22 protein-coding genes are annotated in these 25,609 nt (G+C 47.8%); 18 read left to right on the forward strand and 4 right to left on the reverse strand.

The genetic code is table 11. The annotated features are described in order from the left end of the window. Positions 1-107 precede the first annotated feature (107 nt). The 9 genes from NSQ38_RS06255 (at position 108) to NSQ38_RS06295 (ending at position 12,025) form a co-directional block, all read left to right on the forward strand. Positions 108-911, forward strand: coding sequence for a helix-turn-helix domain-containing protein (locus NSQ38_RS06255; RefSeq protein ID WP_339787856.1), 804 nt, complete (start codon positions 108-110; stop codon positions 909-911). 368 nt (positions 912-1,279) lie between these two features. Then, positions 1,280-2,185, forward strand: coding sequence for an ABC transporter permease subunit (locus tag NSQ38_RS06260; RefSeq protein WP_047841090.1), 906 nt, complete (start codon positions 1,280-1,282; stop codon positions 2,183-2,185). Positions 2,186-2,214: 29 nt separating this feature from the next. After that, positions 2,215-3,096 carry a carbohydrate ABC transporter permease gene (locus tag NSQ38_RS06265; protein WP_339787859.1) on the forward strand — a complete coding sequence of 294 codons (882 nt, stop codon included), beginning with the start codon at positions 2,215-2,217 and terminating at the stop codon, positions 3,094-3,096. A 69-nt stretch (positions 3,097-3,165) separates the two neighbouring features. Further along, positions 3,166-4,761: an extracellular solute-binding protein gene (locus NSQ38_RS06270; RefSeq protein ID WP_339787860.1), complete on the forward strand. Its 1,596-nt coding sequence runs from the start codon at positions 3,166-3,168 to the stop codon at positions 4,759-4,761. 39 nt (positions 4,762-4,800) lie between these two features. Further along, the gene (locus NSQ38_RS06275; RefSeq protein ID WP_339787863.1) at positions 4,801-5,778 is read left to right on the forward strand and encodes a LacI family DNA-binding transcriptional regulator; all 978 of its coding nucleotides are present in this window, start codon (positions 4,801-4,803) and stop codon (positions 5,776-5,778) included. 26 nt (positions 5,779-5,804) lie between these two features. Then, positions 5,805-6,917 carry a glycoside hydrolase family 88 protein gene (locus NSQ38_RS06280; RefSeq protein ID WP_339787868.1) on the forward strand — a complete coding sequence of 371 codons (1,113 nt, stop codon included), beginning with the start codon at positions 5,805-5,807 and terminating at the stop codon, positions 6,915-6,917. After that, the gene (locus tag NSQ38_RS06285) at positions 6,914-7,969 is read left to right on the forward strand and encodes a pectinesterase family protein (RefSeq protein ID WP_339787871.1); all 1,056 of its coding nucleotides are present in this window, start codon (positions 6,914-6,916) and stop codon (positions 7,967-7,969) included. The genes NSQ38_RS06280 and NSQ38_RS06285 overlap by 4 nt, the downstream gene beginning before the upstream one ends. 444 nt (positions 7,970-8,413) lie before the next feature. Next, complete coding sequence (locus NSQ38_RS06290; RefSeq protein WP_339790412.1) at positions 8,414-9,925, forward strand: glycosyl hydrolase family 18 protein; 1,512 nt, start codon at positions 8,414-8,416, stop codon at positions 9,923-9,925. Further along, positions 9,926-12,025 carry a glycosyl hydrolase family 18 protein gene (locus NSQ38_RS06295; RefSeq protein WP_339787874.1) on the forward strand — a complete coding sequence of 700 codons (2,100 nt, stop codon included), beginning with the start codon at positions 9,926-9,928 and terminating at the stop codon, positions 12,023-12,025. 154 nt (positions 12,026-12,179) lie between these two features. Here the strand turns inward: NSQ38_RS06295 and NSQ38_RS06300 are convergent, their stop codons facing one another. Then, positions 12,180-13,037, reverse strand: a complete 858-nt coding sequence (locus tag NSQ38_RS06300) for an aldo/keto reductase (protein WP_339787877.1) — start codon at positions 13,035-13,037, stop codon at positions 12,180-12,182. A gap of 196 nt (positions 13,038-13,233) precedes the next feature. Further along, positions 13,234-14,448, reverse strand: a complete 1,215-nt coding sequence (locus NSQ38_RS06305) for an MFS transporter (protein WP_339787880.1) — start codon at positions 14,446-14,448, stop codon at positions 13,234-13,236. A 164-nt stretch (positions 14,449-14,612) separates the two neighbouring features. Here NSQ38_RS06305 and NSQ38_RS06310 point away from each other — a divergent pair, with 164 nt between their 5' ends. The 3 genes from NSQ38_RS06310 to NSQ38_RS06320 all read left to right on the forward strand — a co-directional run bounded on the left by NSQ38_RS06310 (position 14,613) and on the right by NSQ38_RS06320 (position 16,278). Beyond that, complete coding sequence (locus tag NSQ38_RS06310) at positions 14,613-15,008, forward strand: winged helix-turn-helix transcriptional regulator (protein WP_339787883.1); 396 nt, start codon at positions 14,613-14,615, stop codon at positions 15,006-15,008. Continuing rightward, positions 15,005-15,682, forward strand: a complete 678-nt coding sequence (locus NSQ38_RS06315; protein WP_017691614.1) for a TIGR00266 family protein — start codon at positions 15,005-15,007, stop codon at positions 15,680-15,682. Before NSQ38_RS06310 ends, NSQ38_RS06315 begins: the two co-directional genes overlap by 4 nt. 134 nt (positions 15,683-15,816) lie before the next feature. Next, the gene (locus NSQ38_RS06320) at positions 15,817-16,278 is read left to right on the forward strand and encodes a MarR family transcriptional regulator (RefSeq protein WP_091035655.1); all 462 of its coding nucleotides are present in this window, start codon (positions 15,817-15,819) and stop codon (positions 16,276-16,278) included. Positions 16,279-16,422: 144 nt separating this feature from the next. Here the strand turns inward: NSQ38_RS06320 and NSQ38_RS06325 are convergent, their stop codons facing one another. Beyond that, positions 16,423-17,397 (reverse strand): aldo/keto reductase, encoded by a 975-nt coding sequence (locus NSQ38_RS06325; RefSeq protein WP_339787886.1) that lies wholly within the window; start codon positions 17,395-17,397, stop codon positions 16,423-16,425. A 112-nt stretch (positions 17,398-17,509) separates the two neighbouring features. Here NSQ38_RS06325 and NSQ38_RS06330 point away from each other — a divergent pair, with 112 nt between their 5' ends. Continuing rightward, on the forward strand, positions 17,510-18,553 hold the full coding sequence (locus NSQ38_RS06330; protein WP_338589292.1) for an LCP family protein: 1,044 nt from the start codon (positions 17,510-17,512) through the stop codon (positions 18,551-18,553). Between the two features lie 188 nt (positions 18,554-18,741). Further along, a complete protein-coding gene (locus NSQ38_RS06335; RefSeq protein WP_339787888.1) occupies positions 18,742-21,330 on the forward strand; it encodes a DUF2339 domain-containing protein in 2,589 nt (862 codons plus the stop codon). A gap of 374 nt (positions 21,331-21,704) precedes the next feature. On the opposite strand, the gene NSQ38_RS06340 is transcribed toward NSQ38_RS06335, so the two are convergent. Next, the gene (locus tag NSQ38_RS06340) at positions 21,705-21,860 is read right to left on the reverse strand and encodes a hypothetical protein (RefSeq protein ID WP_165980318.1); all 156 of its coding nucleotides are present in this window, start codon (positions 21,858-21,860) and stop codon (positions 21,705-21,707) included. 233 nt (positions 21,861-22,093) lie between these two features. Here NSQ38_RS06340 and NSQ38_RS06345 point away from each other — a divergent pair, with 233 nt between their 5' ends. The 4 genes from NSQ38_RS06345 (at position 22,094) to NSQ38_RS06360 (ending at position 25,503) form a co-directional block, all read left to right on the forward strand. Continuing rightward, a complete protein-coding gene (locus NSQ38_RS06345) occupies positions 22,094-22,765 on the forward strand; it encodes an FHA domain-containing protein (RefSeq protein WP_339787890.1) in 672 nt (223 codons plus the stop codon). A gap of 26 nt (positions 22,766-22,791) precedes the next feature. Continuing rightward, positions 22,792-23,370 (forward strand): class I SAM-dependent methyltransferase, encoded by a 579-nt coding sequence (locus NSQ38_RS06350; protein ID WP_339787893.1) that lies wholly within the window; start codon positions 22,792-22,794, stop codon positions 23,368-23,370. Between the two features lie 104 nt (positions 23,371-23,474). Further along, entirely contained in the window at positions 23,475-23,939 is a 465-nt protein-coding gene (locus NSQ38_RS06355; protein ID WP_133386280.1) for a MarR family transcriptional regulator, read from the forward strand. A gap of 154 nt (positions 23,940-24,093) precedes the next feature. Further along, on the forward strand, positions 24,094-25,503 hold the full coding sequence (locus NSQ38_RS06360) for an MDR family MFS transporter (protein WP_339787896.1): 1,410 nt from the start codon (positions 24,094-24,096) through the stop codon (positions 25,501-25,503). Positions 25,504-25,609 lie beyond the last annotated feature (106 nt).

Here is a 25,609-nt window from a genome sequence, read left to right on the forward strand (position 1 = left end):
CTCGAATTATTTTTTTCTATGATAAAAGATGGGGGCAGATCATGTCTTTGTGAAAAGTGCTTGGAAAGTGAGCACGATTTGCTATAATGTCAGCAGGTGAGCAAACGATGGAATTAAACATGACGCTAAATGGGTTGGAATTATGGAAAGCTACCGGAGGGTTTGCGAATGAGCCGCATGTACATGACGACTGGTATCAGCTAACGCTGCCGGTCAGAGGTCAATGTCATCTGGTGCAGGAACGGTATGATTATCCTCTGAAGGCAGGCATGGGGATTATTGCCCATCCCCAGACTGAGCATTATTTTGAGATAGGGTCGGATTCGGCTGTCATTGTGATCAAGTTCCGCAAACCGCCATTAGGCAGTTTTGAAGGTGCGGAGTTAAATGGGGGACGAGCTGAATTTCGACCTACCCAGACATTTGATCCTGCTGAGATAAACAGTCTGTTTCGTGGCTGGAATTCCATTTTGTTAGATGATGTGCCCGAAATGCTGCAAGTGCAGGAAACAGAATTGGCGATCGAGACGTATCTAAGACGTATGTTGACGGGGCAGGAAAATGGTAAAGGGACTGTGGATCACGGTACATTCATTGACCCTCATCTCCAACGAGTGTTGGATTACATTCACAGTGCCTATACAAGCCCAATGGATATTGATTCGATGGCGATGGTTGCGCATCAGAGCCGGTATCATTTTATGCGTTCTTTCAAAGCTCTTACGGGAACAACACCGTATCAATATTTGCTGAATTTGCGCGTAGAAGAAGCATCCAAGAGGCTTCGCCATACAACGGATTCAGTAACCACAATCAGTTATGAACTGGGGTTTTCCAGCGTCAGCCAGTTTTACAGAGCCTTTCAGCGAGTGTATGTTATGACACCGATGGAATATCGGAATCACATTTAGATTTTAACGGGCAGTCTCGCATATGCGAGACTGTATTTTAGTACGTTACAACATGACACTGATTTTTGTTGTTGCCAAACATTGAAGACTTTGCTAAGATGGGAAAAAGTTTATGTAAGCGTATACATTTAAGTTAAAATTACAACGTTGTAATTATGGTTATGGCAAGTGTTGAAAAGAAAGAAATACGGTGTGAGGAGGACTAATTCAAGCTAATATCTTGTTCTTATGCAGAATAATATAGGTTGTTACAAAATGTGAATGAAATGAATAACAAATACGTCAGTGAAATGACAATTCTTTTTTATTCGAAAATTCAAACGTTGTAATTATGTAGCGAAGGGGAGTGTTTTACGTTGAAAAAACGCATGTCCACGCTGTTCAGCCTGATCAGACGGGATAAGTATTTGCTGCTGATGTTTTCGCCTATCTTTCTGTATTACCTCATCTTCATGTACCTTCCGATGCCTGGCGTGCTGTTGGCATTTCGTAATTTCTTGCCGGGGCAGGGCATGCTCAGCGGGGAGTGGGTGGGACTACGCTGGTTCGAACAGTTCGTGAATTCCATTTACTTCTGGCGACTGCTGCGTAACACATTTCTGCTCGCCTTCCTGCCACTCTTATTTGGTTTCTCCATTCCGATTTTATTCGCTGTCTGCATCGTGGAGATCAAGAACCGGACATTCAAGCGATTTGCCCAGACCGTTACGTACCTTCCTCACTTCATCTCCACTGTTGTTGTAGCCGGTATGATTATTAACTTCCTGTCACCAACAGACGGTATCGTGAACACCCTCATCGCGAGTCTTGGCATGGAAAAAGTGAACTTCATGATGGATGCGAGCTGGTTCCGTACCATCTTCACAAGTTCCGACATCTGGCAAAGTTTTGGCTTCAGCTCCATCATCTACATTGCAGCCATTATGGGGATCGACCCCGAGATGTATGATTCCGGCAAAATCGACGGCGTCAACAAATTCCAGGAGCTATGGCACCTGACCCTTCCGAGTATCAAACCAACCATTGTCATTCTTCTGCTTCTGTCGCTTGGCGGCATTATGAGTGTAGGTTTCGAGAAAGTATATCTGCTCTACAACGGAGCCACCTACGAAACGGCTGATGTCCTGTCCACCTATGTATACCGGATGGGGATTGAGGGCCAGAATTACGGCTTCGCCACAGCGGTCGGCCTGTTCAACTCGATCATCACCTTTATCCTTGTTTTTGCTGCCAATTCTATGACCCGCCGCCTGACCAAGATGTCACTCTGGTAAGACTATAACCCGGACCAAAGGAGACCTGTATGCAAAAATCGAGAAGTGACCGTTTGTTCTACGGATGTGTCTACCTGCTGACCATACTGGCGGTTGTTATCACGTTGTATCCCTTTCTGTACGTCATTAGTATTTCATTCAGCTCGGTGGATGCCATCGACAAACAAAAAGTGGTATTGTGGCCCGTTGGGTTTACCCTGTCAGGTTACCAAATGGTACTGCAATACAAGGAGTTATGGGTTTCGTTTTACAACACCCTCTGGTACACCGTGGTAGGCACAATGTTAAACATTGTGGCAACATGTCTTGCGGCGTTTCCATTATCCAGACAGCAGTTTTTCTTACGTCGCAAGCTGAATTTCTTCATCGCTTTTACCATGTATTTCTCGGGTGGACTCATTCCGGTCTACATGCTGATTACCTCGCTTGGGCTGTACAACACTCGCTGGGTTATGGTGCTGCCTGTGCTGGTGATTACGTTTAACGTCATGATCTGCCGCTCGGCGTTTGAAGGCATTCCGAATGAGATTTTCGAAAGTGCCAGTATAGACGGGGCCAACGAGATGACGATGCTGTATCGTCTGGCGGTTCCGATCATCAAGCCAACACTGGCTGTGCTCACGCTGTACTATGCGGTATTCCACTGGAACAACTTTTTCTCGGCCCTGTTATATCTGGGCAAACAGGATATGCAGCCCTTACAGATGTTCCTGCGAAGGGTGCTGATCATGGCATCTCCGGAAGTGATGCAGAAGATGGGCGGCACAATGACATCCGGTGCGCTGGCGGTATCGACCCTTCAAGTTCGTTATGTATCCATTGTAGTCAGTATTCTGCCTATTGTTACGATCTACCCGTTTATCCAACGGTACTTCGTTAAGGGGATCACCCTCGGAGCCGTGAAAGGATAGCTTTACTTACTTAAGTGTCATGTCATTCAAGGGAGTTCAAAATGGTTCATACCTAAGGAGGAATGATGGATGAGATTTAAAGGGGCAGGAAGAAAAAGTGTAATCGCAGCGATACTGGCAATCAGCCTGGCGGGATGCAGCGGTGGAACAGGGGCGGGAACCGATGCGGGGAGCACCCCGTCCAGTTCGGAGCCAGCTTTCAACTATACCGGGGCAGGGCCGGTAACGGATCAACCGGATGCCAAGCTGTCTATTCTCGGCACCAACGCCTGGACGACGAACGTGGATTTGTCCACCGCAGCGATCGTTAAGAAAATCGAAGGAAATGCCGGTGTTACGGTGGATTGGGATCTAATTCCGCCGCAGAACTATGCGGATGCCGTAAATCCGAGGCTGGCTGCCGGTACGGGCTTGCCCGATATCGTATACCTGCCGGATCAGGATCAATTGATGAAGTACATCAATAGCGGCCTGTTTATCCCGATTGACGAGCTGGTAGAGAAGTACGGCGTGAATCTCAAAAAAATATATGAAAAGTCCCCTTCGGTTAAAGCCAGTTTAACGACGCCAGATGGTAAAATGTATTATATTCCGCAGCAGACGTTAACCCGCAACTACATGCCGGTATTTATGGTCAATGTGCGCTGGCTTGATAAGCTGGGATTAAGCGAGCCGACTACGCTGGATGAATTTACGGCGATGTTGCGCAAGTTCAAGACAGATGACCCGAACGGCAACGGAAAAGCTGATGAGATTCCGCTGTCCATGGAAGCCAAATTTGTGTCCATGGCCTTTGGCCCGGCATTTGGACTTGATCTGTCCAATCAGTTTTATGCAGACGATCAGGGCAAGGTACATTTCAGCTATTATGAGCCGGCGTACAAGGAGTACCTGACCTATCTGAACGGACTGTACAAGGAAGGTCTGCTTGGGGTGGATTATGCGAGCACCACGAGTGATCAGGTCACGTCGCGCATCTCTCAGGATGTGACGGGAGCAACGTTTAATTTTAGCTGGTACATGTCGATGGTCTACAGCCCGCTGTTCAAGGATTATAATCCGGAAGAGCCAATCATCAAAGGCATTCTGCCACTGAAAGGACCGCATGGGGATCAGTTCTACGTAGGACGTACACCAGTGAGTGGCATCTTTGGCATTACACGTGATAGTAAAAATCCCGAACTTGCTTTCCGTTTCCTGGACTATGCAGTAAGTGAGGAAGCACAGACGTATTATACGTGGGGCATCAAGGATGACACGTATACGGAAGAGAATGGCGTGAAGACATTCACGGACAAAGGCAAGGACAATGAATACATTCAGAAGCTCGGTATTGGTCCGGTGAATCTGCCGAACATCCAATCCACCGATTCTGCTGATTCCGTCGTAGCCCCTTGGCATGCAAAGATGGATAAGGAACTGGAGCCGTATGTGCGCGAACCGTTCCCGTTTGTCTATGCCCTGCCGGATGAAGCGAGCGTGGAGAGCATGGCGATGCCTGACATCACCACATTCGTGGAAGAGATGAACTTCAAGTTTATTAGCGGTGATGCCAGTCTGGACCAGTTTGACAGTTATATTGAGACGTTGAAGAAGATGAATATAGAGCAGGTTATTGCGGGCAGACAGGCACAATATGATCGTTATAAGGCTGCACAGAAATAGGAAATAGGGTTTCAGGCGTATGAGAGGTGTTGATTGATTTTGATAACCATTAAAGACATTGCCAAACTGGCGGGGGTGAGCTATAGCACGGTATCAAAGGCCCTGAATGATGATCCCCGAATCAAACCGGCAACAAAGCAGAAGGTGCTTGCGGTCGCGGAGAAACACCAGTATCGGAAAAACATGCTGGCCCGGCAACTCTCCACCGGCAGGAGCAACATCATCGGTTTTGTGCTGGATGAGCTGAGCAATCCGTTATTCTCGAACATCTCCGGCCGTCTGCATACCGAGCTGAAGAAGCGGGGATATCAGATGATCCTGGTTGTGGCGGATGATGGCGTGGATGTCTTCAGCCAGCTGCGCGTGGACGGATGTATTCTGTGGGACTACGCATTGGACAATCGGGAGATGTTCTGGAAAAAGTTCGCCACACTCAACATGCCATGTTTTGTGCTCGGTACAGATGAAGCGCCGAACTCTCCTTACATCAAGATTGATCGCAAAGAAGGGTTGTTCAAAGCAGTAGAGCATCTGAAATCGCTGGGCCACAGCCGAATCGGATTTATCGGCAACTCCCAGCACGTCAAGCTGGAGGGATATCGGGAAGCGTTACAGCGTACGGGTCTGGCTTTTAACGAAGACCATGTGCTGCCTGCGTATTCCTCCTGGGAGGATGGGTATTTTGCCATACGTAATCATGTGTTTGGACCGGAGTCGCCAACAGCTTTTATCGGACTGAACAATCTGGTCACCCGAGGGGCGCTCCGGGCTTTGCTTGAGGCAGGTTACAGTGTTCCACGCGATATCTCGTTAATTGGGTATGATGATCTGCCGGATATGCAGTATGCCGAAGTAGCCTTGACGACGATTGGCCCGTCTCTGGATGAACTGGCTGTGCAGGCAGCAGAGCTGATTGTATCGTTAATCCGTGATGAACAGGTCGATGTTCCGGTAGTCATTCAGCCTAAGCTGAACCTTCGCAATTCAACAGCAGTTAGTCATACATCTATTAGGTGAGTACAACATTCAAGGAGGAATTGCTTATGCAGGTACAGACGCAGTTATCCTGGTCTGAGCGAATTGCAGCAACGATTATCCAGCAATGTGACGGGGACGGTTATCATGCGTTCCCTTCGGGACGATGGGCATACGTGGAAGGCATGACCTTGATGGCGATGGCACGAACCGGGCAGTATTATGGCAAACAGGAGTATGTTGATTTTATGAAAAAGCATATGGACCTGTATATCCAGCCCGACGGCTCTATTGGCACCTATACTTTGGAAGAATATAATCTGGATCAGATTAATCAGGGGAAAAACCTGTTTGCATTACTGGATGGTGCTGAAGATCAGCGTTACGCAGAAGCGGCGCATCTCCTGGCAGCACAGCTCGCAGGGCAACCCCGCACGTCGGAGGGCGGTTTTTGGCACAAAAAAATCTATCCATTCCAGATGTGGCTGGACGGCCTGTATATGTCATCTCCCTTTCTGTCCGAGTATGCTAAGACCTTTCATCACCCCGAGTTATGGGACGAAGTAGCACATCAGATTCTGCTAATCGAACGCCAGACCCGTGATCCGCTGACCGGCCTGCTCTATCATGGCTGGGATGAATCGAAGGAACAGGTCTGGGCAGATTCATCGACAGGGTGCTCGCCACACTTCTGGAGCCGGGCGATGGGCTGGTATGCCATGGCGATTGTAGACAGCGTGGAGCATTTCCCCGTGAATCATCCAAAGCGCGGAACCATCATCGGCATCTTCGAACGGATGTGTCATGCTTTGGTACGCGTGCAGGAGCAGGAGAGTGGGTTATGGTTCCAGGTGCTGGATCAGGGCTTCCGCAAAGGCAACTATCTCGAAGCATCCGGGTCAAGCATGTTTGTATATGCACTTGCCAAGGGTGTGCGGCTGAGATATCTTGAGCCGCATTTCAGAGCTGCGGCGGAGAAAGGATGGCAGGGACTTTCCTCCAGGTTAGTGGAGGAGACGGCTGACGGCGTTCGGTTAAACGGGATCTGTCATGGCGCAGGACTAAGTCTGGACCGGGATGGCTCGTACAACTACTATGTAAGCGAAGCAGTTGTAAGCGATTCCTTTATGGGTGTGGCTCCGCTTCTGCTGGCAGCGCTGGAAATGGAGCGATTGCCATGACGCAACAGAGATTGCCAAATACAGCATTGGAATCATCGGCTCCCTGTCTGACGGTTGCTTCAGACGGGACGGGGGATTATGTGACGATCCAGGCTGCAGTTGATGCGCTGCCGGAGAATGGCATCGGAACCGTTCCAATTCGCGTGAAGGCTGGTGTATATCATGAGAAGCTGCATATGGAGAAGCCGGGCATCCATCTGATTGGTGAGGGGGCGGAGCAGACGATCATTACGTATGATGATCATGCACTCAAGAAGTTCCCGGATGGGTCGCCATATCATACGTTTCATTCCTATACGGCTTTCATTGGTGCTGATGATTTCACGGCAGAGGGGATTTCCTTCGTAAATGCTGCTGGGCCGGGCAAGCAAGTTGGTCAGGCGCTGGCCGTTTATGTGGATGGAGACCGGGCGGCCTTTCGCCGCTGTCGTTTGATCGGTCACCAGGATACGATCTTCACCGGCCCGCTGCCGGAGCAGCCCATGGATCGCAGTTACTTTGGCGGGCCACGCGATGGTGCTGAGCGGCGCAAACTGCGGCAGTACTTCGAGGACTGTTACATCGAAGGTGATATCGATTTTATTTTTGGCTCGGCTACGGTGGTGTTTAAGGGCTGCGAGATCTTTACGAAGAATCGCCTGACTGAAGCGGAGGCAACGGACGGACAAGTGAACGGTTGGATTACGGCAGCCTCTACGCCGGAGGATGTGCGTTACGGCTATGTATTTCTGGACTGTGATCTGACCAGCAATGCTCCACCGCAGTCGGTGTATCTGGGCAGACCGTGGCGTCATCATGCCAAAGTCTGTTTTTTGAACTGCTGGATCGGCGCTCATGTGAAGCGGGAGGGATGGCACAACTGGAACAAGACAGATGCAGAGCAGACCGTTCAGTATGCGGAATACAACAGCGCTGGGCCTGGTGCCGGAGGTGCTGCTGATCGTGTGCCTTGGTCCAAAATACTGACCGAACAGGAAGCGGCCGAGTACACTGTACCTCTGATTCTGTCCGGCGTGGATGGATGGCAGCCTTTTGAAAGGAGAGGGGAGTAGCGGCGGTAAGACACGCCCTCTTCTCTGCGCAATATCTAACAAGGGTTTTCTTTCAAGTCTCCTAAGGAGTTGAAAGAAAACCTTTTTTGTGCGCTATATTACATTTTTCGCCCCCAATAGAACTATTTTATCCCTTATCTCTTTTGCATTTTACTGATTAAATACAGGATGAGGATCTGTAAATTCCCTGTAAAATTTGGATGGTGCCTGCAAAAAAAGAACACGAGAGGGAAGGTCCATTTTGGTAAGGGAAGGGAGTGAAGTGACACGCAACATCAGATGGCTGAATGAGGTTGGCTCTAGTCGATCACAGATCAGATGCAGGTGGACAATTGAAGTTTTGTTTGCAAGGTGAACGTATCCTTAGTACAGGAGGGATTTTGCTTGAATCAAGCTGTTCGATTCCGCCCGGTCATTACATTTGCTTTGGCATTTCTTCTCCTTATTTCGTGGTTTGCACCGAGAGCCGATGCCGCCGCCCAGTGGCAGGCAGGCACCGCATACAAGAAAGGAGACCTCGTAACATATCAAAATAAAGATTATGAGTGTATTCAGGCACACACGGCGTTGACCGGATGGGAGCCCTCTGTTGTGCCCGCGTTGTGGAAACACGTCGGGGAAGGTTCAGGAGGGGAAACGCCAACGCCAGATACGGCACCACCTTCTGTTCCTGCGGGTCTGACTTCATCCTCCATCACGAATACCTCCGTGATTCTTTCCTGGAATGCATCCACGGATAATGTGGGCGTAGCGGGGTATGAGGTGTACCGGAACGGCGTTCTTGTGACAAGTACTTCAACTACAACGGCTGTAGTCACGGGACTGACAGCCAGCACGACTTATGCTTTTACGGTAAAAGCCAAAGATGCCGCAGGCAATATATCGGCTGCGAGCACCTCCCTCAGTGTGACAACTTCCAATGGATCATCCAATCCGGGGCCAACCGGCACTAAATGGCTGATTGGCTACTGGCATAACTTCGATAATGGTTCAACCAATATCAGACTTCGTAACGTATCAACAGCCTATGACGTCATTAATGTCTCCTTTGCCGAACCGATTTCACATGGCAGCGGAACGCTTGCTTTTACTCCATACAATGCAACAGTAGCCGAATTCAAATCCGATATTGCCTATCTGCAAAGCCAGGGGAAAAAAGTACTTCTTTCCATGGGGGGAGCCAACGGTACCATTGAGCTTACCGACGCGACCAAGAGACAGCAGTTCGAAGATTCGTTAAAATCAATCATTTCCACGTATGGTTTCAATGGTCTTGATATCGATCTGGAAGGAAGCTCCCTGTCTCTGAATGCAGGGGATACCGATTTCCGTAGTCCAACTACACCGAAAATTATTAACCTCATCCAAGGCGTGAAAGCGGTTAAGTCACACTTCGGCGCTAATTTCATCCTGACGGCTGCACCGGAGACGGCCTATGTACAGGGTGGATATCTGAGCTACGGCGGTCCTTGGGGAGCTTACCTGCCAGTCATCCATGCCTTGCGTAATGACCTGACCCTGCTTCATGTGCAGCACTATAACACGGGCTCCATGGTGGGGCTGGATGGACGCTCTTACGCCCAAGGGACAGCTGATTTCCATGTGGCCATGGCGGAGATGCTGCTTCAAGGCTTTCATGTAGGCGGTAGCACAGGCCCTTTCTTTAGTCCCTTGCGACCGGACCAGATTGCCATCGGTGTACCGGCTTCCCAACAGGCTGCTGGAGGCGGTTATACGGCACCAGCCGATCTGCAAAAGGCGTTGAATTATCTAATCAAAGGTGTGTCATACGGCGGTTCCTACACTTTGCGCCAGTCTACGGGCTATGCGGGGATAAAAGGGATTATGACCTGGTCCATCAACTGGGACGCATATACAAATAACCAGTTTTCGAGCGCACATCGTCCGTTCCTGAACGGGCTGAGTACGCAAACGACAAAGGAGGTTGTGTATTAGATGATACATTTAAATAAACACACTGCTTTCAAGAAAACCGCAAAGTTTCTCCTGGGTCTATCCCTGCTCTTATCCGTCATTGTTCCTTCTTTTGTGCTCCAACCCGCTACGGCAGCAGCTGCAGATTCTTATAAAATTGTTGGTTACTACCCGTCCTGGGCTGCGTACGGGAGAAACTATAATGTAACGGATATCGACCCGACCAAAGTCACGCATATCAACTATGCTTTTGCCGATATTTGCTGGAACGGTATTCATGGAAATCCGGACCCTTCGGGCCCTAACCCGGTGACTTGGACATGTCAGAATGAGAAGAGCCAGACAATCAATGTACCGAATGGAACGATCGTGCTTGGCGATCCATGGATTGATACCGGCAAGACATTTGCAGGGGATACGTGGGATCAGCCCATTGCAGGTAATATCAATCAGCTTAACAAGTTGAAACAGATCAATCCTAATCTGAAGACAATCATCTCGGTGGGAGGATGGACGTGGTCCAATCGCTTCTCTGATGTAGCTGCGACTGCGGCAACGCGAGAGGTATTTGCAAACTCTGCCGTCGACTTCCTGCGGAAATACAATTTTGACGGGGTAGATCTGGACTGGGAGTATCCGGTATCAGGCGGACTTGATGGTAACAGCAAACGTCCTGAGGATAAGCAGAATTACACACTGCTTCTGAGCAAAATTCGTGAGAAGCTGGATGCTGCCGGAGCTGTGGACGGCAAGAAGTATCTGCTTACGATTGCAAGCGGTGCATCGACGACCTATGCTGCGAATACAGAGCTTGCCAATATAGCTGCCATCGTCGACTGGATTAACATTATGACATATGATTTTAACGGGGCTTGGCAAAAAGTCAGCGCGCATAACGCGCCGTTGAACTATGACCCTGCGGCTTCAGCTGCTGGGGTGCCGGATGCCAATACATTTAACGTAGCTGCCGGAGCGCAAGGGCATCTGAATGCTGGGGTACCGGCCGCCAAACTTGTGCTTGGTGTTCCATTCTACGGCCGCGGCTGGGATGGATGCGCACAGGCGGGCAATGGTCAGTATCAGACCTGCGCGGGAGGTTCTTCCGTTGGAACTTGGGAAGCAGGCTCCTTTGATTTCTATGATCTGGAGACCAATTACATTAACAAAAACGGGTACACGCGTTACTGGAATGACACGGCCAAGGTGCCATATCTCTATAATGCGACCAACAAGCGCTTTATTAGCTATGACGATGCGGAGTCTATTGGATATAAAACCGCTTATATCAAAAGCAAAGGACTCGGCGGAGCGATGTTCTGGGAGCTTAGCGGTGACCGGAACAAAACACTTCAGAATAAACTGAAAGCCGATCTGCCTACCGGAGGTACAGTGCCTCCAGCAGATACGACGGCGCCAAGCGTACCCGGTAATGCCCGTTCGACAGGCGTGACGGCAAACTCGGTTACACTGGCTTGGAATGCTTCAACGGATAATGTAGGGGTTACCGGTTATAACGTCTATAATGGTGCCAATCTTGTGACCTCCGTCAACGGGACGACCGCAACAATCAGCGGACTGTCAGCGGGTACATCCTATAGCTTTACGGTAAAAGCAAAGGATGCGGCAGGTAATCTGTCTGCAGCCAGTAATGCTGTAACCGTAAGCACTGCCACTCAGCCGGGAGGGGATACTCAAGCGCCAACTGCGCCAACGAGCCTCGCATCAACCGCGCAAACAACATCCAGCATAACGCTGAGCTGGACGGCATCCACGGATAACGTGGGTGTAACGGGTTATGATGTGTACAACGGAACGACACTTGCGACATCCGTGACTGGAACAACAGCAACGATCAGCGGGCTTGCTGCGGATACCTCGTATACTTTTACGGTGAAAGCAAAGGATGCGGCGGGGAATGGTTCTGCTGCGAGCAATGCGGTGACCGTGAAAACAACAGCAGGAACGACAAATCCGGGCGTTTCCGCCTGGCAGGCGAATACAGCCTATACTGTAGGACAGCTGGTCACCTATAGCGGCAAGACATATAAATGTTTGCAGGCCCACACTTCCTTGCCTGGGTGGGAACCATCCAATGTCCCTGCATTGTGGCAGGTCCAATAGTTAAAAAATGGATTACAACATTTTGAATTGAAGCGTGCAGTTTTAGCGAGGTTTGGCTATAGGGAAGAGAATATAACGAAAAAACACCGGCTCCTGGTCCGGTGTTTTTTCGTTATGCTATGTCAAACAAAGCAGGCTCCAAAAAGGTTATTCATTAGAAATCGAAGTTGTCCGGATCAGGTCCAACGCGTACATCTTCGTTCAGAGCACTGATCTGATCCATCTCTTCATTTGAAAGTTCAAAGTCGAAGATGGAGGAGTTCTCGATAATCCGGTGTTCCTTGGTGGACTTCGGAATGGTAATGACTCCATTTTGCAGATCCCAACGCAGGATGACTTGTGCAACCGATTTGCCTTTGGCTGAAGCAATCGTCGTGAGCACTGGGTTGTCCAACAGCTGACCTTGCATCAGAGGTGACCAAGCTTCAAGCTGGATACCATGTTTTTCACAGAAAGCCTTAAGCTCAACCTGAGTCAGGCGAGGGTGGTATTCCACCTGATTGATCATCGGTTTCACTTTGGCATCCTGCATCAGGTCTTCGAGATGATGAATCTGGAAGTTGCTTACGCCAATAGCCTTAATGCGGCCGGCTGCGTACAGTTCCTCGATTGCTTTCCAGGCTGCTTTGTATTTGCCTGCCTTAGGCCAGTGAATCAGATACAGATCCAGGTATTCCAGTCCCAGTTTGTTCAATGTGGTATCAAAAGCCGCAAGAGTCTCTTCATATCCGAGGTCTGCATTCCATACTTTAGATGTAACGAACAGTTCTTCGCGTTTCAGGTTGTTTTCTTGCAAAGCTTCGGCAATCGCTTGGCCAACACCGGCTTCATTGCCGTATATTGCAGCAGTATCAATGCTGCGGTAGCCATGTTTAATCGCATTTTTCACGGCTTCAATCAGTTCAGATCCTTCTTCTACCTTAAATACACCAAGTCCGAACCAAGGCATAGAAACACCGTTATGCAGAGTTACTGTGGATTGTAAATGTTGTGCGGTTTGAGCTGTTGTCATGAGATTTCCTCCTTAAATTGTGTGAAAATCAATCGTTTCAAGCTGAATTATCGTTGTTTTATCATACAAAATTAAATCATAGTAGATCAAATTGGGTTCAACGTATTATAGTATAATAAAATACCATGTGAAACCGGTTCCCCTCGAAGGCTGGAATTGATATATATAAGAGTGAGACCCATGGTCGGAATGGAAATTAGAACGAAGCTTTCTCCATTTCGACTGATGCATGTTGATCCTTGCTTTCCAGCATTTTAGCCCATGCGGTCAGGATTACAGCTACGAGAACCATCAGGGCTCCGACCCATGTCGTGTGAATCAAACCAATGGAGTCATTGATCACTCCACCCAAATAGGCACCTATAGCGATCCCTGCATTAAATGCGGCGATGTTAAAGGCTGAGGCTACATCCTTGGCCTGTGGTGCATATCGTTCAGCCAAGGTTACAACGTACATCTGAAGACCAGGCACATTCATGAAGGCGAGCAGACCCATACCCATAATGGTGAGCAGTGCTGCCAACTTAAACGGGACGGTGAAGTACATCACGCCGAGAATGATGGTCTGAATGATGAACATGTAGAAGAGCGCCTTGAGCGGGTTGCGATTGGCTGCTCTGCCGCCGATGATGTTGCCAACAGCGATGGCTATTCCGTACAACAACAGAATGAACGCTACTGTTTTCTCAGAATATCCACTGATATCATGCAACAACGGGGACAAATACGTAAAGACAACAAATGTTCCTCCGTACCCAACGGCAGTAATGGCAAAAGCAAGCAGCAAGTGTCCACCTGTAACAAGCTTCAACTGATCCCGAAATGCCGTCCGTGTTCCTCGCTTCAACGTGGATGGCACGAGTATCAGGTTTCCGATCATTGCAATAATGCCAACCACAACAATCAGGATAAAGGCAGCGCGCCAGCCCCAATGTTGACCAATGAGTGTACCGAGAGGTACACCGGTTACTGTGGCAATGGTAAGACCGGAGAACATGATCGCAATGGCACTTGCCCTACGGTTGGCAGGCACCAGATCGGCTGCAATCGTGGAGCCAATGGACATGAACACCCCGTGTGCCAGAGCGGATACTACTCGTGCAATGAGTAACATGGTGATGCCCGTCGATAGTGCAGCCATCGTGTTACCCGCAATGAAGACAATCATGATGGCAAGCAATAGCGTTTTGCGTGATATGGTAGACGTCAGTGAGGTCAGAACAGGAGCCCCAAAGGTAACGCCTAATGCATATAAAGTAACGGTCAGTCCCGCTGAAGTTACGGAAATGCCCAGGTCATCTGCAATGAGGGGCAGTAGCCCAACGCTGATAAATTCTGTGGTACCGATCGCGAAGGCACTAATGGCCAGTGCTAGCAGTGCCCACGTGCTGCGCTTTGAATCTTGTAACATTTCTTGCTCAACTCCCCCGAATGTAGATTTACGTACCGGCAAATGCTATTATGAGTTATTCGGTATAGATTGAATAGTACGTACTTTTTAGTACCCTACGTACTTTTTGGTGCCTATACAGCATGCGACGGATGTAATTCAATTCATCAGGGAGGAAGCAAGTTATGGTTAGAAAAAAATATAACATCTCGGTTGAAGCTACCTTAGAGGTGATCGGTGGCAAGTGGAAATGCGTCATTCTCTGTCATCTGACACATGGGAAAAGACGAACCAGTGATCTTAAGCGTATTATGCCCGCAATCACACAAAAAATGTTAACACAGCAACTGAGAGAGCTTGAAAACGACGGGATCGTGAATCGAATCGTATATAATCAGGTCCCTCCCAAAGTAGAATACGAATTGAGTGAGTACGGGAGAAGTCTTGAACCGATTCTCAATGCGCTATGTAATTGGGGGGATCAACATATTGTGAAGGAATACGGAGACAAATCAGCAGTTCTGGAAGATAATGGACTCAATGATTTTAACTCTGACAATAGGGAGCTGGTGCAACCGTGAACTATGAGATTTTATATGATGGTGCTTTTGCGATGCTCAAGGTACATTTGCAGCGGGGAGAGCGGTTCAAGGCCGAGAGTGGTGCGATGGTATCCATGACTCCTACGGTCGAACTAAAGGGTTCAGCAGAAGGTGGGATGTTTGCCGGGTTCGGTCGGATGCTGAGCGGGGAGAAGTTTTTCTTTCAGGAACTGACGGCTGCGGGCGGGTCGGCAGAGATTCTGCTCTCACCTTCAAGCATGGGCGATGTAGAAGCTGTTGAATTGGACGGTTCCTATTCACTCTATGTGCAGAAAGACGGATTTCTGGCAGGAACCGAGGGCATTCAGGTGAATACCAAAATGCAAAATCTGAAAAAAGGTCTCTTTTCGGGAGAAGGTTTCTTCATTATTGAGATCAGTGGACGTGGAACTGTATTTCTGTCTTCCTATGGTGCCATCCATGCGATTAATCTGGCAGCAGGTGAAGAAATGATCGTGGATAACGCCCATTTGGTGGCATGGCCTCATTATGTAGATTACCGTATTGAGAAAGCTTCACAGGGCTGGTTATCCAGTGTTACAAGTGGAGAAGGACTGGTATGTCGGTTCCGGGGAGAAGGAACCATTCTTATACAGAGCCGCAATCCTCAAGGATTCGGACAATGGGTGAAGCAGTTTATCCCTGCGCGCTAATTATTTTTTTGAGAAAGAACACACAGAGTTGCAACGGATATGTTTCCAACATCGTTATATGAATAATGGATTTACTTCATTGACTGACGGGTACATATTCTGTTGCATAAGGTCGCACATCATGGAGGTATGAGATGACAAGCTCACGGTATAAAAACGCACAAGAAAGCCCGGGATATCTGTTATGGCAGGTTACAGCCATGTGGCAAAAGGAAGTACGCAGGGTGCTGGAGCCCCTCGAACTGACACAACCTCAATTTGTATTGTTGCACGCCTGTTTGTGGCTCAATGAACACGATGAGGAAGGCAAAGGAGTTACTCAGGTTCAAATTGCTCAGTTTGCCAAGGTGGATGTTAACGTGACTTCTCAGGTTCTACGTGCGCTTGAAAAAAGGGGATTAATTACCCGCGCTCGTCATCAGACAGATACGCGTGCCAATATTATCACAACAACGGAAGAAGGAACCCGATTGGCTGTGGAGGGAATTCATCTGGTCGAGGAATCGGACAAGGCATTTTTCGAAACTTTGGATGATCGTAAGGAAGAGTATATGGAGATTATGCAAGAGTTTCTTCGCCAAAAAACAGAGAGTTGATCCGTAATATATCTTTTTTTAATGTATTAAACTACAGAATGTAGTGGAATTGGAAAATTTTCTGAATACTAATGATAATAATATTTATGCAAAATACAAATAGACCTCCTGACTTCATCTTGTCGGGAGGTCTATTTCGGTTGCTCAATCGATTCGGTAGGATGCAAACGGCTCGCGGCGACGGAAAGAGTCACTGATCTGATCCAGTTCGACCAACAGATCAACGGGTAGAGACATGTCCAGACTAGCCAGATTATGTTCCAACTGATCGGTGTGTGTGGCGCCAACAATGACTGTGGATACAGCCGGACGTGTCAGCAGCCATGCGAGTGACAGCACACTTGGGGAGCAGCCATATGAGGCAGCTTTAGCACTCACTTGTTCACTCAGTTGGATATTATGCTCCAGCAGGAAACGGTTGAAAGATGGATCGGTGTCTGCTCTGGACCCGGAAGGTACGCTAGTCTGTCCGTTATATTTACCTGTCAGAATACCACCTGCCAGCGGGAAATACGGGATAATGCCTACACCCTGATCAAGACACATCGGTACCAGTTCCAACTCAGGCGTACGGTCTGCCAGGGAGTAGCTGGTTTGGGTGGAGATGTAGCGCATATAACCTTTCTGTTCACTGATCCCCAGAGCTTTCATCAGCTCCCAGGCTGCGTAGTTGGAGGCTCCGATATAACGGACTTTGCCGGAAGTGACCATATCATCCAGTGTGCGCAGTGTCTCATCCAGCGGTGTATGCGGATCAAAGGTATGGATCTGGTACAGATCCACATAATCCGTTTGCAGACGCCGCAGGCTATGTTCCAGCTCTTGTTGCAAATGGTAGCGGGAGGAACCACGCCCATGAGGACCATCATGCCGGGGTAATCCGGCTTTGGTGGCAAGCACCGCGTTTTCCCGTCGACCTGTAAGAGCCTGTCCAATGATGCGTTCCGATTCCGTGCCTGCGTAGATATTGGCGGTATCGATAAAGTTGATGCCCTGATCCATCGCTGCATGAATAATGCGGGTAGAAGCTGCTTCATCCGCGCGTTTGCCAAACGCATTGGTGCCGAGCCCCAGCGCTGAAACACGCAAACCACTATTGCCTAAACGTCGATAATCCATCTTTCATCGCTCCTTCTCTGTCAGTATTTGTATAGCAGATTATAACGTAATCTATTGAAAACGTGTTATTAATATAGTTAAATGATTCTAAGAACCCGTTATTAAAGGAGATATGATGGAAAACAGTGCCGCACATTTAACAAGACGGAAGCCGAAGAAACCGAAGAAGAAATGGAAGAAGCCATTGATCATCACCCTAAGTGTGCTGCTTGTGTTGGGAGGACTCGGATTTATTTATCAAAAGCAACTCGTCGTGTTTGCCTTTAATTTGTTCGCATCAGCTACGGTGAAGGAAGCCTTGGATGACTCCTTTGTACCAGCTGGCGATAAGGATGCCCCTGTTGTGGAACATACCGACCCATTCTCGCTGTTGCTGCTGGGGATTGACCAGCGGGATAACGAACCAAGCCGTTCGGATACCATCATCTATTCCGTCGTGCGTCCAGAAGACAATAAAGTGCTGCTGCTGTCCATTCCACGTGATTCCTATACCGAGATTGTTGGCCGGGATGTGAAGTCAAAGATCAACTCAGCGTATGCCCACGGTGAAGCCAAGATGGCGATGGATACGGTGGAGAATTTGCTGGGGAACAAAGTGGATTTCTATGCCGCGATTAATTTTAACGGGCTCAAGGATATTGTTGATGCGGTGGGTGGCGTTGAACTGCCGATCAAGAAAAATATTGAGAACAAGCTCAAAATTCATGAGAAGCTGTTTGTTGAAGCGAATAAACCGATCTATAGCGGTGAAGAAGCGCTTGGTTATGTGCGTTACCGGGAAGATTCCGATTTCAATCGGACGATGCGTCACCGGATTTTCCTAAGTGCCTTCATGAATCGCGCGTTGGAGGTCAAAAATCTGACCAAGATCCCGGACGTAATTCAGATTGCCGGATCGAATTTTACAACCAACATGACCTCGGACTTTATCGTGAAATTTGCCGAGTCCTTATATATGAAAGATAGCATACCAACGATCAGCAACTACATGCTGAAGGGTGAGGGTGCAACGCGCAGTGGCACATGGTACTACGATCTGTCGGAGGACGATCTGCAATATGTGCGTGGCATGATCGCCAGCTGGCTGGACCCGGATGCTACCGAAATTATTGAACCGGAGTCAGCGGACCAGGCAGATACACCTGATGCAGCATAAGCATCTATTCTTGTGCAAAACCCATATGAATATAAGTCCGGCGAAGCGGTTGCTTCCCGGCTTTTTTGCGTTTGAGATCCTGCGGATGACATATTGCACAGATATATCTAATGTTTAAACCTCTTTTTATGGCATACATATAGTAAAATATAGGGAAAAGATTAAACATCAACCAACGGAGGAAACTCATGAAGGAGTTTAAGGAACGGCTTGGGCAGGTTCAGGAGCAGCAGAAACAGCTGGCGAAGGAGTATCACGCCTTGCTCCAGGAATACCAGTCCGATGACCTGATCGTTAAGAATGAACAGTTACAGGAACAGTATGAAGCTCACAAACTCAAGCTGCAACAGCTCGAACTTCGCTCGCGCAAGATGGAAGAAGAGAATGCACGTCTTCGCATGGCGTTATCCGAGCAGATGCTGGATGAGAAGCTGAATCTGATTCGGGTATCCCGAGAGAAGATGGAGACCTATTTTCAAGGGAAAACAGCGGTACATAATGATCGAATTGCATTCCATGAACATCGAACCAAATCCAATCTAAACGCGCTGTACAACCAGGCCGCACAGGAGCTGCAAGAGGATTCCGATGAGGTGAAGGAGAGGATTGCTTACCTTGCGGCAGAGGTGAATGAGCGCATTGAATCGCACAGACGAGCCGTATGGGATAGAGAAGAGGCTCTGCGTGGGCACATGGAACGTGGATATGAGCATATGGCGGAGGAAGGGTTGAGCGAAGAGACCATTCAGCGCCGGATCAGGCAGAATCGCATGGAGATGAAGATTGGACTCAGCTGGATCAACAAAGTAGCCATCTTGCTCCTCATTCTGGGGGTTGGAGCAGCGTTTCAATATTCGTACTCGACCTGGTTTAATGACGAGATGAAGAGTGGAGCCTTTTTCCTGCTCGGTGCACTGATGCTTGCTGGAGGAGAGTGGCTGTTCCGGCGCAAAAAGCAGACGTTTGCAATGGGTCTGCTCGGCGGTGGGATCTCCGTGTTATTCGGGTCCATCTTCTATAGTTACTTTTTACTGCATATTATCGGGTTATATACGGGACTTGCCCTGTCTGTATTGGTATCGGCAATCTCCGTATTGTTGTCCTTGAGATACCAATCGAAGACCATCTGTTCATTGGGTCTGGTAGGCGGATATCTTCCGCTATTCTCGTATATGTTCTCGTTCGGGCTTGAGGGCACTGCTGTCTATGTAGCCATGATCTATCTGCTGCTCTTAAACGGCATTATTGTGTTTATTTCGTTTGGCAAACGGTGGCCGGTTGTGCACTATATTAGTTTTCTGTTCAACACACCATCCATGCTCATCCTCTTATGGCTGTCGCCAAGTGAGAAGATTGGCATGTTGTATTCCATTGTGACGTTTGCATTGTATCTGGGGATTACACTGGCGTATCCGTTCAAACACCGGATGAAGTTAACCTGGTGGGATTTCGCTCTACTCGCCATGAATACGAGCATTAGTTGTCTGATGTTATACGTGTTATTTGATGTGGCAGGTTGGAATGATGCTCAGGGCTTGCTGGCGTTAATCTTCTGCGCGGTGTATCTGGGCCTCGCACGATTCGTTCAGCGCCATATGGCTCAGGAGAAACAGACGATTCTGCTCTTCTATGTCACTTCCCTGACCTTTGCCATTCTGATTATCCCGTTCCAGTTCGGGGCCAAGTGGTTATCCATGGGTTGGTTAATTGAAGGCGTTCTGCTGGTCACACTCGGACATCTGAAACGGCTCAAGTCGGTGGAACGTGCCGGATGGGGCATTGTGCTTTTATGTCTAATCACTTTTGTGTACTACGATCTTCTGGCGTTATTCTTCATCGGGGAACGTTCTTACTTTATGTTAAAATACACCAGCATTACGCTGGGAACTTTGCTTATTACACTGTATTATGCCTGGGCAGTTCACAACAGCTCATCGTCCAGGGAGAGATTCAACTACAGCCCGCTGGAGCAGGGCTTCCTGAACGGATTCAAGTATGTAGCACTTGCGAATCTGTGGTTATACGTACTGTATGAGTCAAATGAATTGTATACCAGAGCAGTCGATGGGACATTCCTGTTATACATGTTCTACAAGTTACTCATGTTCGCAGCGCTCACGATTGCATTGGCCTATGGACTGAGCAAGGTGAAGCTGCTGCATGATCGATACGTACAGGTGTATACCACCTTCCTGCATGCTATTGGCTGTTGTATTGCATTGGCCGTAACCTTAACTATGCCAGCCCTTCAGCCGGAAGTTCAGCAGCATACAGCGGCAGAGATTGTTGGTTTGCTGGTGCTAATTATCTTTAACGTAGGGGTATTCTTTGCAGGAAGGGATCTGCTGATTGCAGGCATCCGTGGGCAGTTCAAGAGCATTGAATGGTACCCGGTTATCGCAGGGGTATACCTGCTTGGGGTTATCACCGTATTCCTGACGATCCAGTTCCAGTGGGGTGATGTGGGGCTGATGTTCAGCCTGATCTATCTGCTGCTGGCGATTCTCTATATTGCCTATGGATTCCGTAGAAAATATGTGATGATTCGGCGTCTGGGCCTGGGTCTCACGTTGTTCGCTACGGGTAAGATGGTGTTCTATGATGTGGGTATGCTTACCTCGGGCAGCAAAATCTTTGCCTATTTCAGCTTTGGCGTACTATTGCTGGGGATCTCTTACCTGTATCAGAAGGTGTCCAGCCGGATGGAGGAAATACAGTCCAGAGAGACAGCCAAGCCTGCCGACGAACCGACTGTTCCTGAGGAGGAACAAGACTGACTTTGATTCTGAACGACCGAGGTTGCATTTGCGGTTATATGGGGAGGGATTCTTGAAATGGGATTCGACATGAAAATCATGCTTTGGCAACTGTTATGGCTTGCTGGCCCTGTAGCTCTTATCGTGTATGCGTGGAGGAAATTCGGCGTGAGAAAGAAGCGGCGTTAAGGTGAGTGTGGATGGTGGGGATGTCCATTGTCCACTTCACTTCGCTTTGGGAAATAAGTCGTGTAATATAGATTTTTTGGATTAAAATGAGGCTCCGGGCTGCTGTAACCAGCAATCTGGGGCCTTATTGATTGGAGTCTATGGCTTAGGCTAATATGACATTCGTGAAACGTTTTGCGTGGAGATCACGTTATAATAGAGTAGACTTAGGGTTGGATCTTCATTTGTAACCATGAGGTTTCGGAAGCCGATGTGCCTTTCAGTGATTCTCCGCCATCATCATTCATGCGGGAGAGCACGGTTAATGTCATGGACAGGGCAAAGGCGAGCAATACGTATATGAAAATGTTTTTTTTGTTCATCAGAAGGTACCTCTCTTGTTGAATGAGCTAAAGTAGACATCCGGCCGTCATGAGAAAAAAAGCACAACGTCTGGTATAGTAGAGTGAGTAGAACCGAACAAAAATCGTTCCTGTATACCACTATATTGATCTATAGCGGTGCAAACAATGGAACAAATCTGATGATCTTATCATTATTGTTATGAAATGTTTATAGAGATCGAGTGAGTGATCGTTGAAGGTGGGAGAATAACATGCGGGAGACGGCAAAAATCGTCATTCGTACGCCAGGACAGGAAAGTGACGGCTCATTCGCTTATGTAAGCCAGGGTCGCTCCATTACGGTGGGACGTTATACAGGCGGTAGTGAATTGGACTTGTCTGTCTATAATCAGATGATATCGAAGCGGCATTGCCGCATTCATTATGATGTACATGAACAGCTATGGATCGAGGATCTGGATAGTAAAAATGGAACGGAACTGAACGGGCAGCGCCTCGTTCCCTATGAGAAATATCCGTTTGGCGAAGGAGACAGCCTGACGTTGGTTAACGGATTGATCCAGCTTCGCGCTGAAGGAGATCTTGGAGAGACAAGGGAATATCGGGTGTCGGATCTGCTGGGTGAGGGCGTACGCTTGCAGGATCACCTGCAAACGGTACAGATCGGCGAAGTGGAGATTCCGCTGTCCAAGAAGGAGTATCAGCTGTTCAAGCTGCTGTATAGTCAACTGGACCATTTTGTGACCCGAGAGCAGATTGTGGCTCAGGTGTGGCCGGAGCGGAGCATGCTGGAGAGTGAAGCAGTAGGGATCGACGAGATTAACTCGCTAATCTATCGGACGAATCGTAAGCTGGGTGTGCACTTTACCATCAAGTCCGTTTATAAAAAGGGTGTATATATGAAGTCTCATGTGCCAGAATGAATGAGTGATAACAAAGGGATGAGTTCATGTTCATCATTTACCTGATTCCATGGCTGATTGCCGTGGTGACATTGATCGGTGTCATATCCATCGTACTTGTCAGTTGGAAAAACGGGATTTCCCCGATGCCCACATCCGGCCGCGTCAGGCAGGTGGTCATTCAAGAGGTAAACCGCATTCCAGGGTACGGCGATGTGCTCGAAGCCGGCTCCGGATGGGGCACACTGGGAATGGATGTTGTAAGGCATTGCCCTGGTAAAAGGCTGACCGGGATTGAGAATTCTATCATTCCCTTATGGTCTTCCCAAATATTTGCCTATCTCAGTGTTCGCTTACGTCGAGCCCAGGGAAACAAGCACTCTCTCAAGGGCAGACTGCGCTTCATGCGCGGGGATATCTACACCAGTTCCTATGAACATGCAGATTGTGTGATCTGTTATCTGTTTCCGGGAGCGATGACCCGACTTCTGGACAAGTTCAGTCGGGAGCTTCCGCCGGGTGCCAAGGTGATTAGCGTCTGTTTTGCCCTGCCGGACAAGGAACCGCTACGCATAATAACATGTCGAGATGCCCTACGTACCAAAGTGTATGTGTATGCTTTTTAATGAAGAAGCTTATGATTGGAGACAGGAGAAACCGGAGGAATGAGACCCTCATGTTTCTGCTTTTTTTCAATGCATGTTATAACTCACGTGGGGTGTATATAGCTATGAATAAACAAGAACAAGTGACTGATCATTTCAGAGAATTATTTAATAAAATGGTCTGGATTAACAAGTCGAAGATGGAAGCCAGTCTTCGTGGTTATAAGTCTTCCGAAGTTCATTGCATTGAATATATTGGAAAGAATATCGATCCCAATGTGACAAAGCTTGCAGAGTCGCTGTATATGACCAAGGGTGCCATAAGTAAATTGACGAAGAAACTTATCGAAAAAAAACTGATCGAAGTCTACCAGAAGCCGGAGAACAAGAAAGAAGTCTATTTCAGACTGACCGAGAAAGGGAACGTTGTATTCGGTATTCACGAGGAACTTCACCAAGAATTTCAAAAGCGGGATCAGGCTGTGTTTGAGCAGGTAACCGAAGCGCAATTGGAGGGCATGCTCAGGTTTATGGAGCAATACAGCAAACATTTGGACGCAGAGATAAAGAAACAGGGTTTGGACATTTAGATAAATGTGTGTAATGAAGGGTAACACAAAAAAGCAACCTACTCTAATCGAGGGTAGGTTGCTTTTTTATTTGAATAAATATTGTTGACAAGGAAACTAAAAAGAGTTACATTTTTTGTTGAATAGGAAACAATAATGCAAAGAGGAGACACATATGACTAAAGAAAACGTCAAAACCACTGATTTACCCAAAGAGGTGCTCATTGCAGCCTGGGCTATAGCTCTTGGAGCCATTGCACCTTTGCTTGATTCTACCATGGTGAATATTGCCATAGATCAATTAACACATGATTTCAATACAAACTTGACCATTATTCAATGGGCCATTACAGGCTATATTCTCGCTCTTGCCATGGCAGTTCCCATCTCCGGTTGGCTTATGAACAAGTTTAATAGCAAGAAGATTTTCATTGGTGCTGTTATCCTATTTGGAGTGATTTCTATTTTAGTAGGTGTTAGCTGGAACATTTCGAGTTTTATCTTCTTTCGTTTACTTCAAGGGTTCAGCGCAGGGGTGATTACGACCCTCATGTTTACCCTCTTGGTGAAAACGGCAGGGAAAGATCACTTGGGAAAAGTGATGGCCATCGTAAGTACGCCTATGATCTTCGGCCCTATTCTGGGTCCAGTCCTTGGAGGATTCATCGTTCAGGTGGCATCCTGGCAATGGATTTTCTTCATTAACGTGTTTATCGTGTTGATTGCTGCGCCAGTAATGATGAAAACAATTCCTGACTTTGAACCTTTCAACAAAGAGAATAAGCTTGATCTGTTTGGCATTATTAATTTATCTTCCATGAGCGGGGCTTTAATCTACGGGATAACGAGAGCTGCGGAACATGCTACGTTTAACAATAATGAAACGATCTTATGGGTGGGTATTGGTGTGGGTTTGGTTGTCATATATATGGCTTATAATCTCATTCGCAAGAATCAAACGGTCCTACCCATGAGTTTGTTTACTTATAAAAGTTTTGCTGCTTCAAGCGCCGGCTTGTTCATGGCAAATATTGCTCTTATGGGCCCGATGTTAATCCTCCCGCTATTCTTTCAAAACTTTCGCCATTTTACGGCGATTGAAACAGCAGTTGCTCTTATCCCCCAAGGGGTTGGGATGCTTGTTACTCGGCCTTTACTTGGAAAAATGATTGATAAAATTGGACCCAAATATGTAGTGATTGTCAGTTTATTTCTTTCTCTCATTGGATCAATTCCGCTTATTTTCATCTCTGATAAAACAAGTATGATCTGGATCTCCGTTATATTGTTAATTCGTGGTGCGAGTATTGGAGGAATTAGTCTGCCGTTAACAAGTGAAGCATACACCGGGCTTGATAGCACACAGCTCCCCGAAGCGAGTGTGGGCATTAATATGATTGAGAATCTTGGTTCAAGCTTTGGCTCAGCTATTATCGCAACGGTTGTTGCAACGGTCATACAAGGGTTGCAACCAACGGTCATAAATGAGTTGAAGGGGTACCATGCCGGATTTCTATTATCCAGCGTTATTCTTGTAATTATTCTAATCCCTAGTTTGTATCTTACAAATAAGAGGAACGCATGAACAGTTACTCATGTTCTTCCTGAAAAATAAAAGCACTAGGCCCCGAATTCACTGTTATCGTGATTTCGGGACCTAGTGTTTCTTATTATACACTTAACTACAAATC

It is taken from the genome of Paenibacillus sp. FSL R7-0313 (genome assembly GCF_037969885.1).
In the GTDB taxonomy this organism is placed as follows: domain Bacteria; phylum Bacillota; class Bacilli; order Paenibacillales; family Paenibacillaceae; genus Paenibacillus.

Bases quoted from the DNA above. Each gene is read 5' to 3' on its own strand.
- NSQ38_RS06255 (WP_339787856.1), top strand. From the start codon at position 108: ATGGAATTAAACATGACGCTAAATGGGTTGGAATTATGGAAAGCTACC.
- NSQ38_RS06260 (WP_047841090.1), top strand. From the start codon at position 1,280: ATGTCCACGCTGTTCAGCCTGATCAGACGGGATAAGTATTTGCTGCTG.
- NSQ38_RS06265 (WP_339787859.1), top strand. From the start codon at position 2,215: ATGCAAAAATCGAGAAGTGACCGTTTGTTCTACGGATGTGTCTACCTG.
- NSQ38_RS06270 (WP_339787860.1), top strand. From the start codon at position 3,166: ATGAGATTTAAAGGGGCAGGAAGAAAAAGTGTAATCGCAGCGATACTG.
- NSQ38_RS06280 (WP_339787868.1), top strand. From the start codon at position 5,805: ATGCAGGTACAGACGCAGTTATCCTGGTCTGAGCGAATTGCAGCAACG.
- NSQ38_RS06285 (WP_339787871.1), top strand. From the start codon at position 6,914: ATGACGCAACAGAGATTGCCAAATACAGCATTGGAATCATCGGCTCCC.
- NSQ38_RS06295 (WP_339787874.1), top strand. From the start codon at position 9,926: ATGATACATTTAAATAAACACACTGCTTTCAAGAAAACCGCAAAGTTT.
- NSQ38_RS06300 (WP_339787877.1), bottom strand. From the start codon at position 13,037: ATGACAACAGCTCAAACCGCACAACATTTACAATCCACAGTAACTCTG.
- NSQ38_RS06305 (WP_339787880.1), bottom strand. From the start codon at position 14,448: ATGTTACAAGATTCAAAGCGCAGCACGTGGGCACTGCTAGCACTGGCC.
- NSQ38_RS06310 (WP_339787883.1), top strand. From the start codon at position 14,613: ATGGTTAGAAAAAAATATAACATCTCGGTTGAAGCTACCTTAGAGGTG.
- NSQ38_RS06320 (WP_091035655.1), top strand. From the start codon at position 15,817: ATGACAAGCTCACGGTATAAAAACGCACAAGAAAGCCCGGGATATCTG.
- NSQ38_RS06325 (WP_339787886.1), bottom strand. From the start codon at position 17,397: ATGGATTATCGACGTTTAGGCAATAGTGGTTTGCGTGTTTCAGCGCTG.
- NSQ38_RS06330 (WP_338589292.1), top strand. From the start codon at position 17,510: ATGATGGAAAACAGTGCCGCACATTTAACAAGACGGAAGCCGAAGAAA.
- NSQ38_RS06335 (WP_339787888.1), top strand. From the start codon at position 18,742: ATGAAGGAGTTTAAGGAACGGCTTGGGCAGGTTCAGGAGCAGCAGAAA.
- NSQ38_RS06340 (WP_165980318.1), bottom strand. From the start codon at position 21,860: ATGAACAAAAAAAACATTTTCATATACGTATTGCTCGCCTTTGCCCTG.
- NSQ38_RS06345 (WP_339787890.1), top strand. From the start codon at position 22,094: ATGCGGGAGACGGCAAAAATCGTCATTCGTACGCCAGGACAGGAAAGT.
- NSQ38_RS06350 (WP_339787893.1), top strand. From the start codon at position 22,792: ATGTTCATCATTTACCTGATTCCATGGCTGATTGCCGTGGTGACATTG.
- NSQ38_RS06355 (WP_133386280.1), top strand. From the start codon at position 23,475: ATGAATAAACAAGAACAAGTGACTGATCATTTCAGAGAATTATTTAAT.
- NSQ38_RS06360 (WP_339787896.1), top strand. From the start codon at position 24,094: ATGACTAAAGAAAACGTCAAAACCACTGATTTACCCAAAGAGGTGCTC.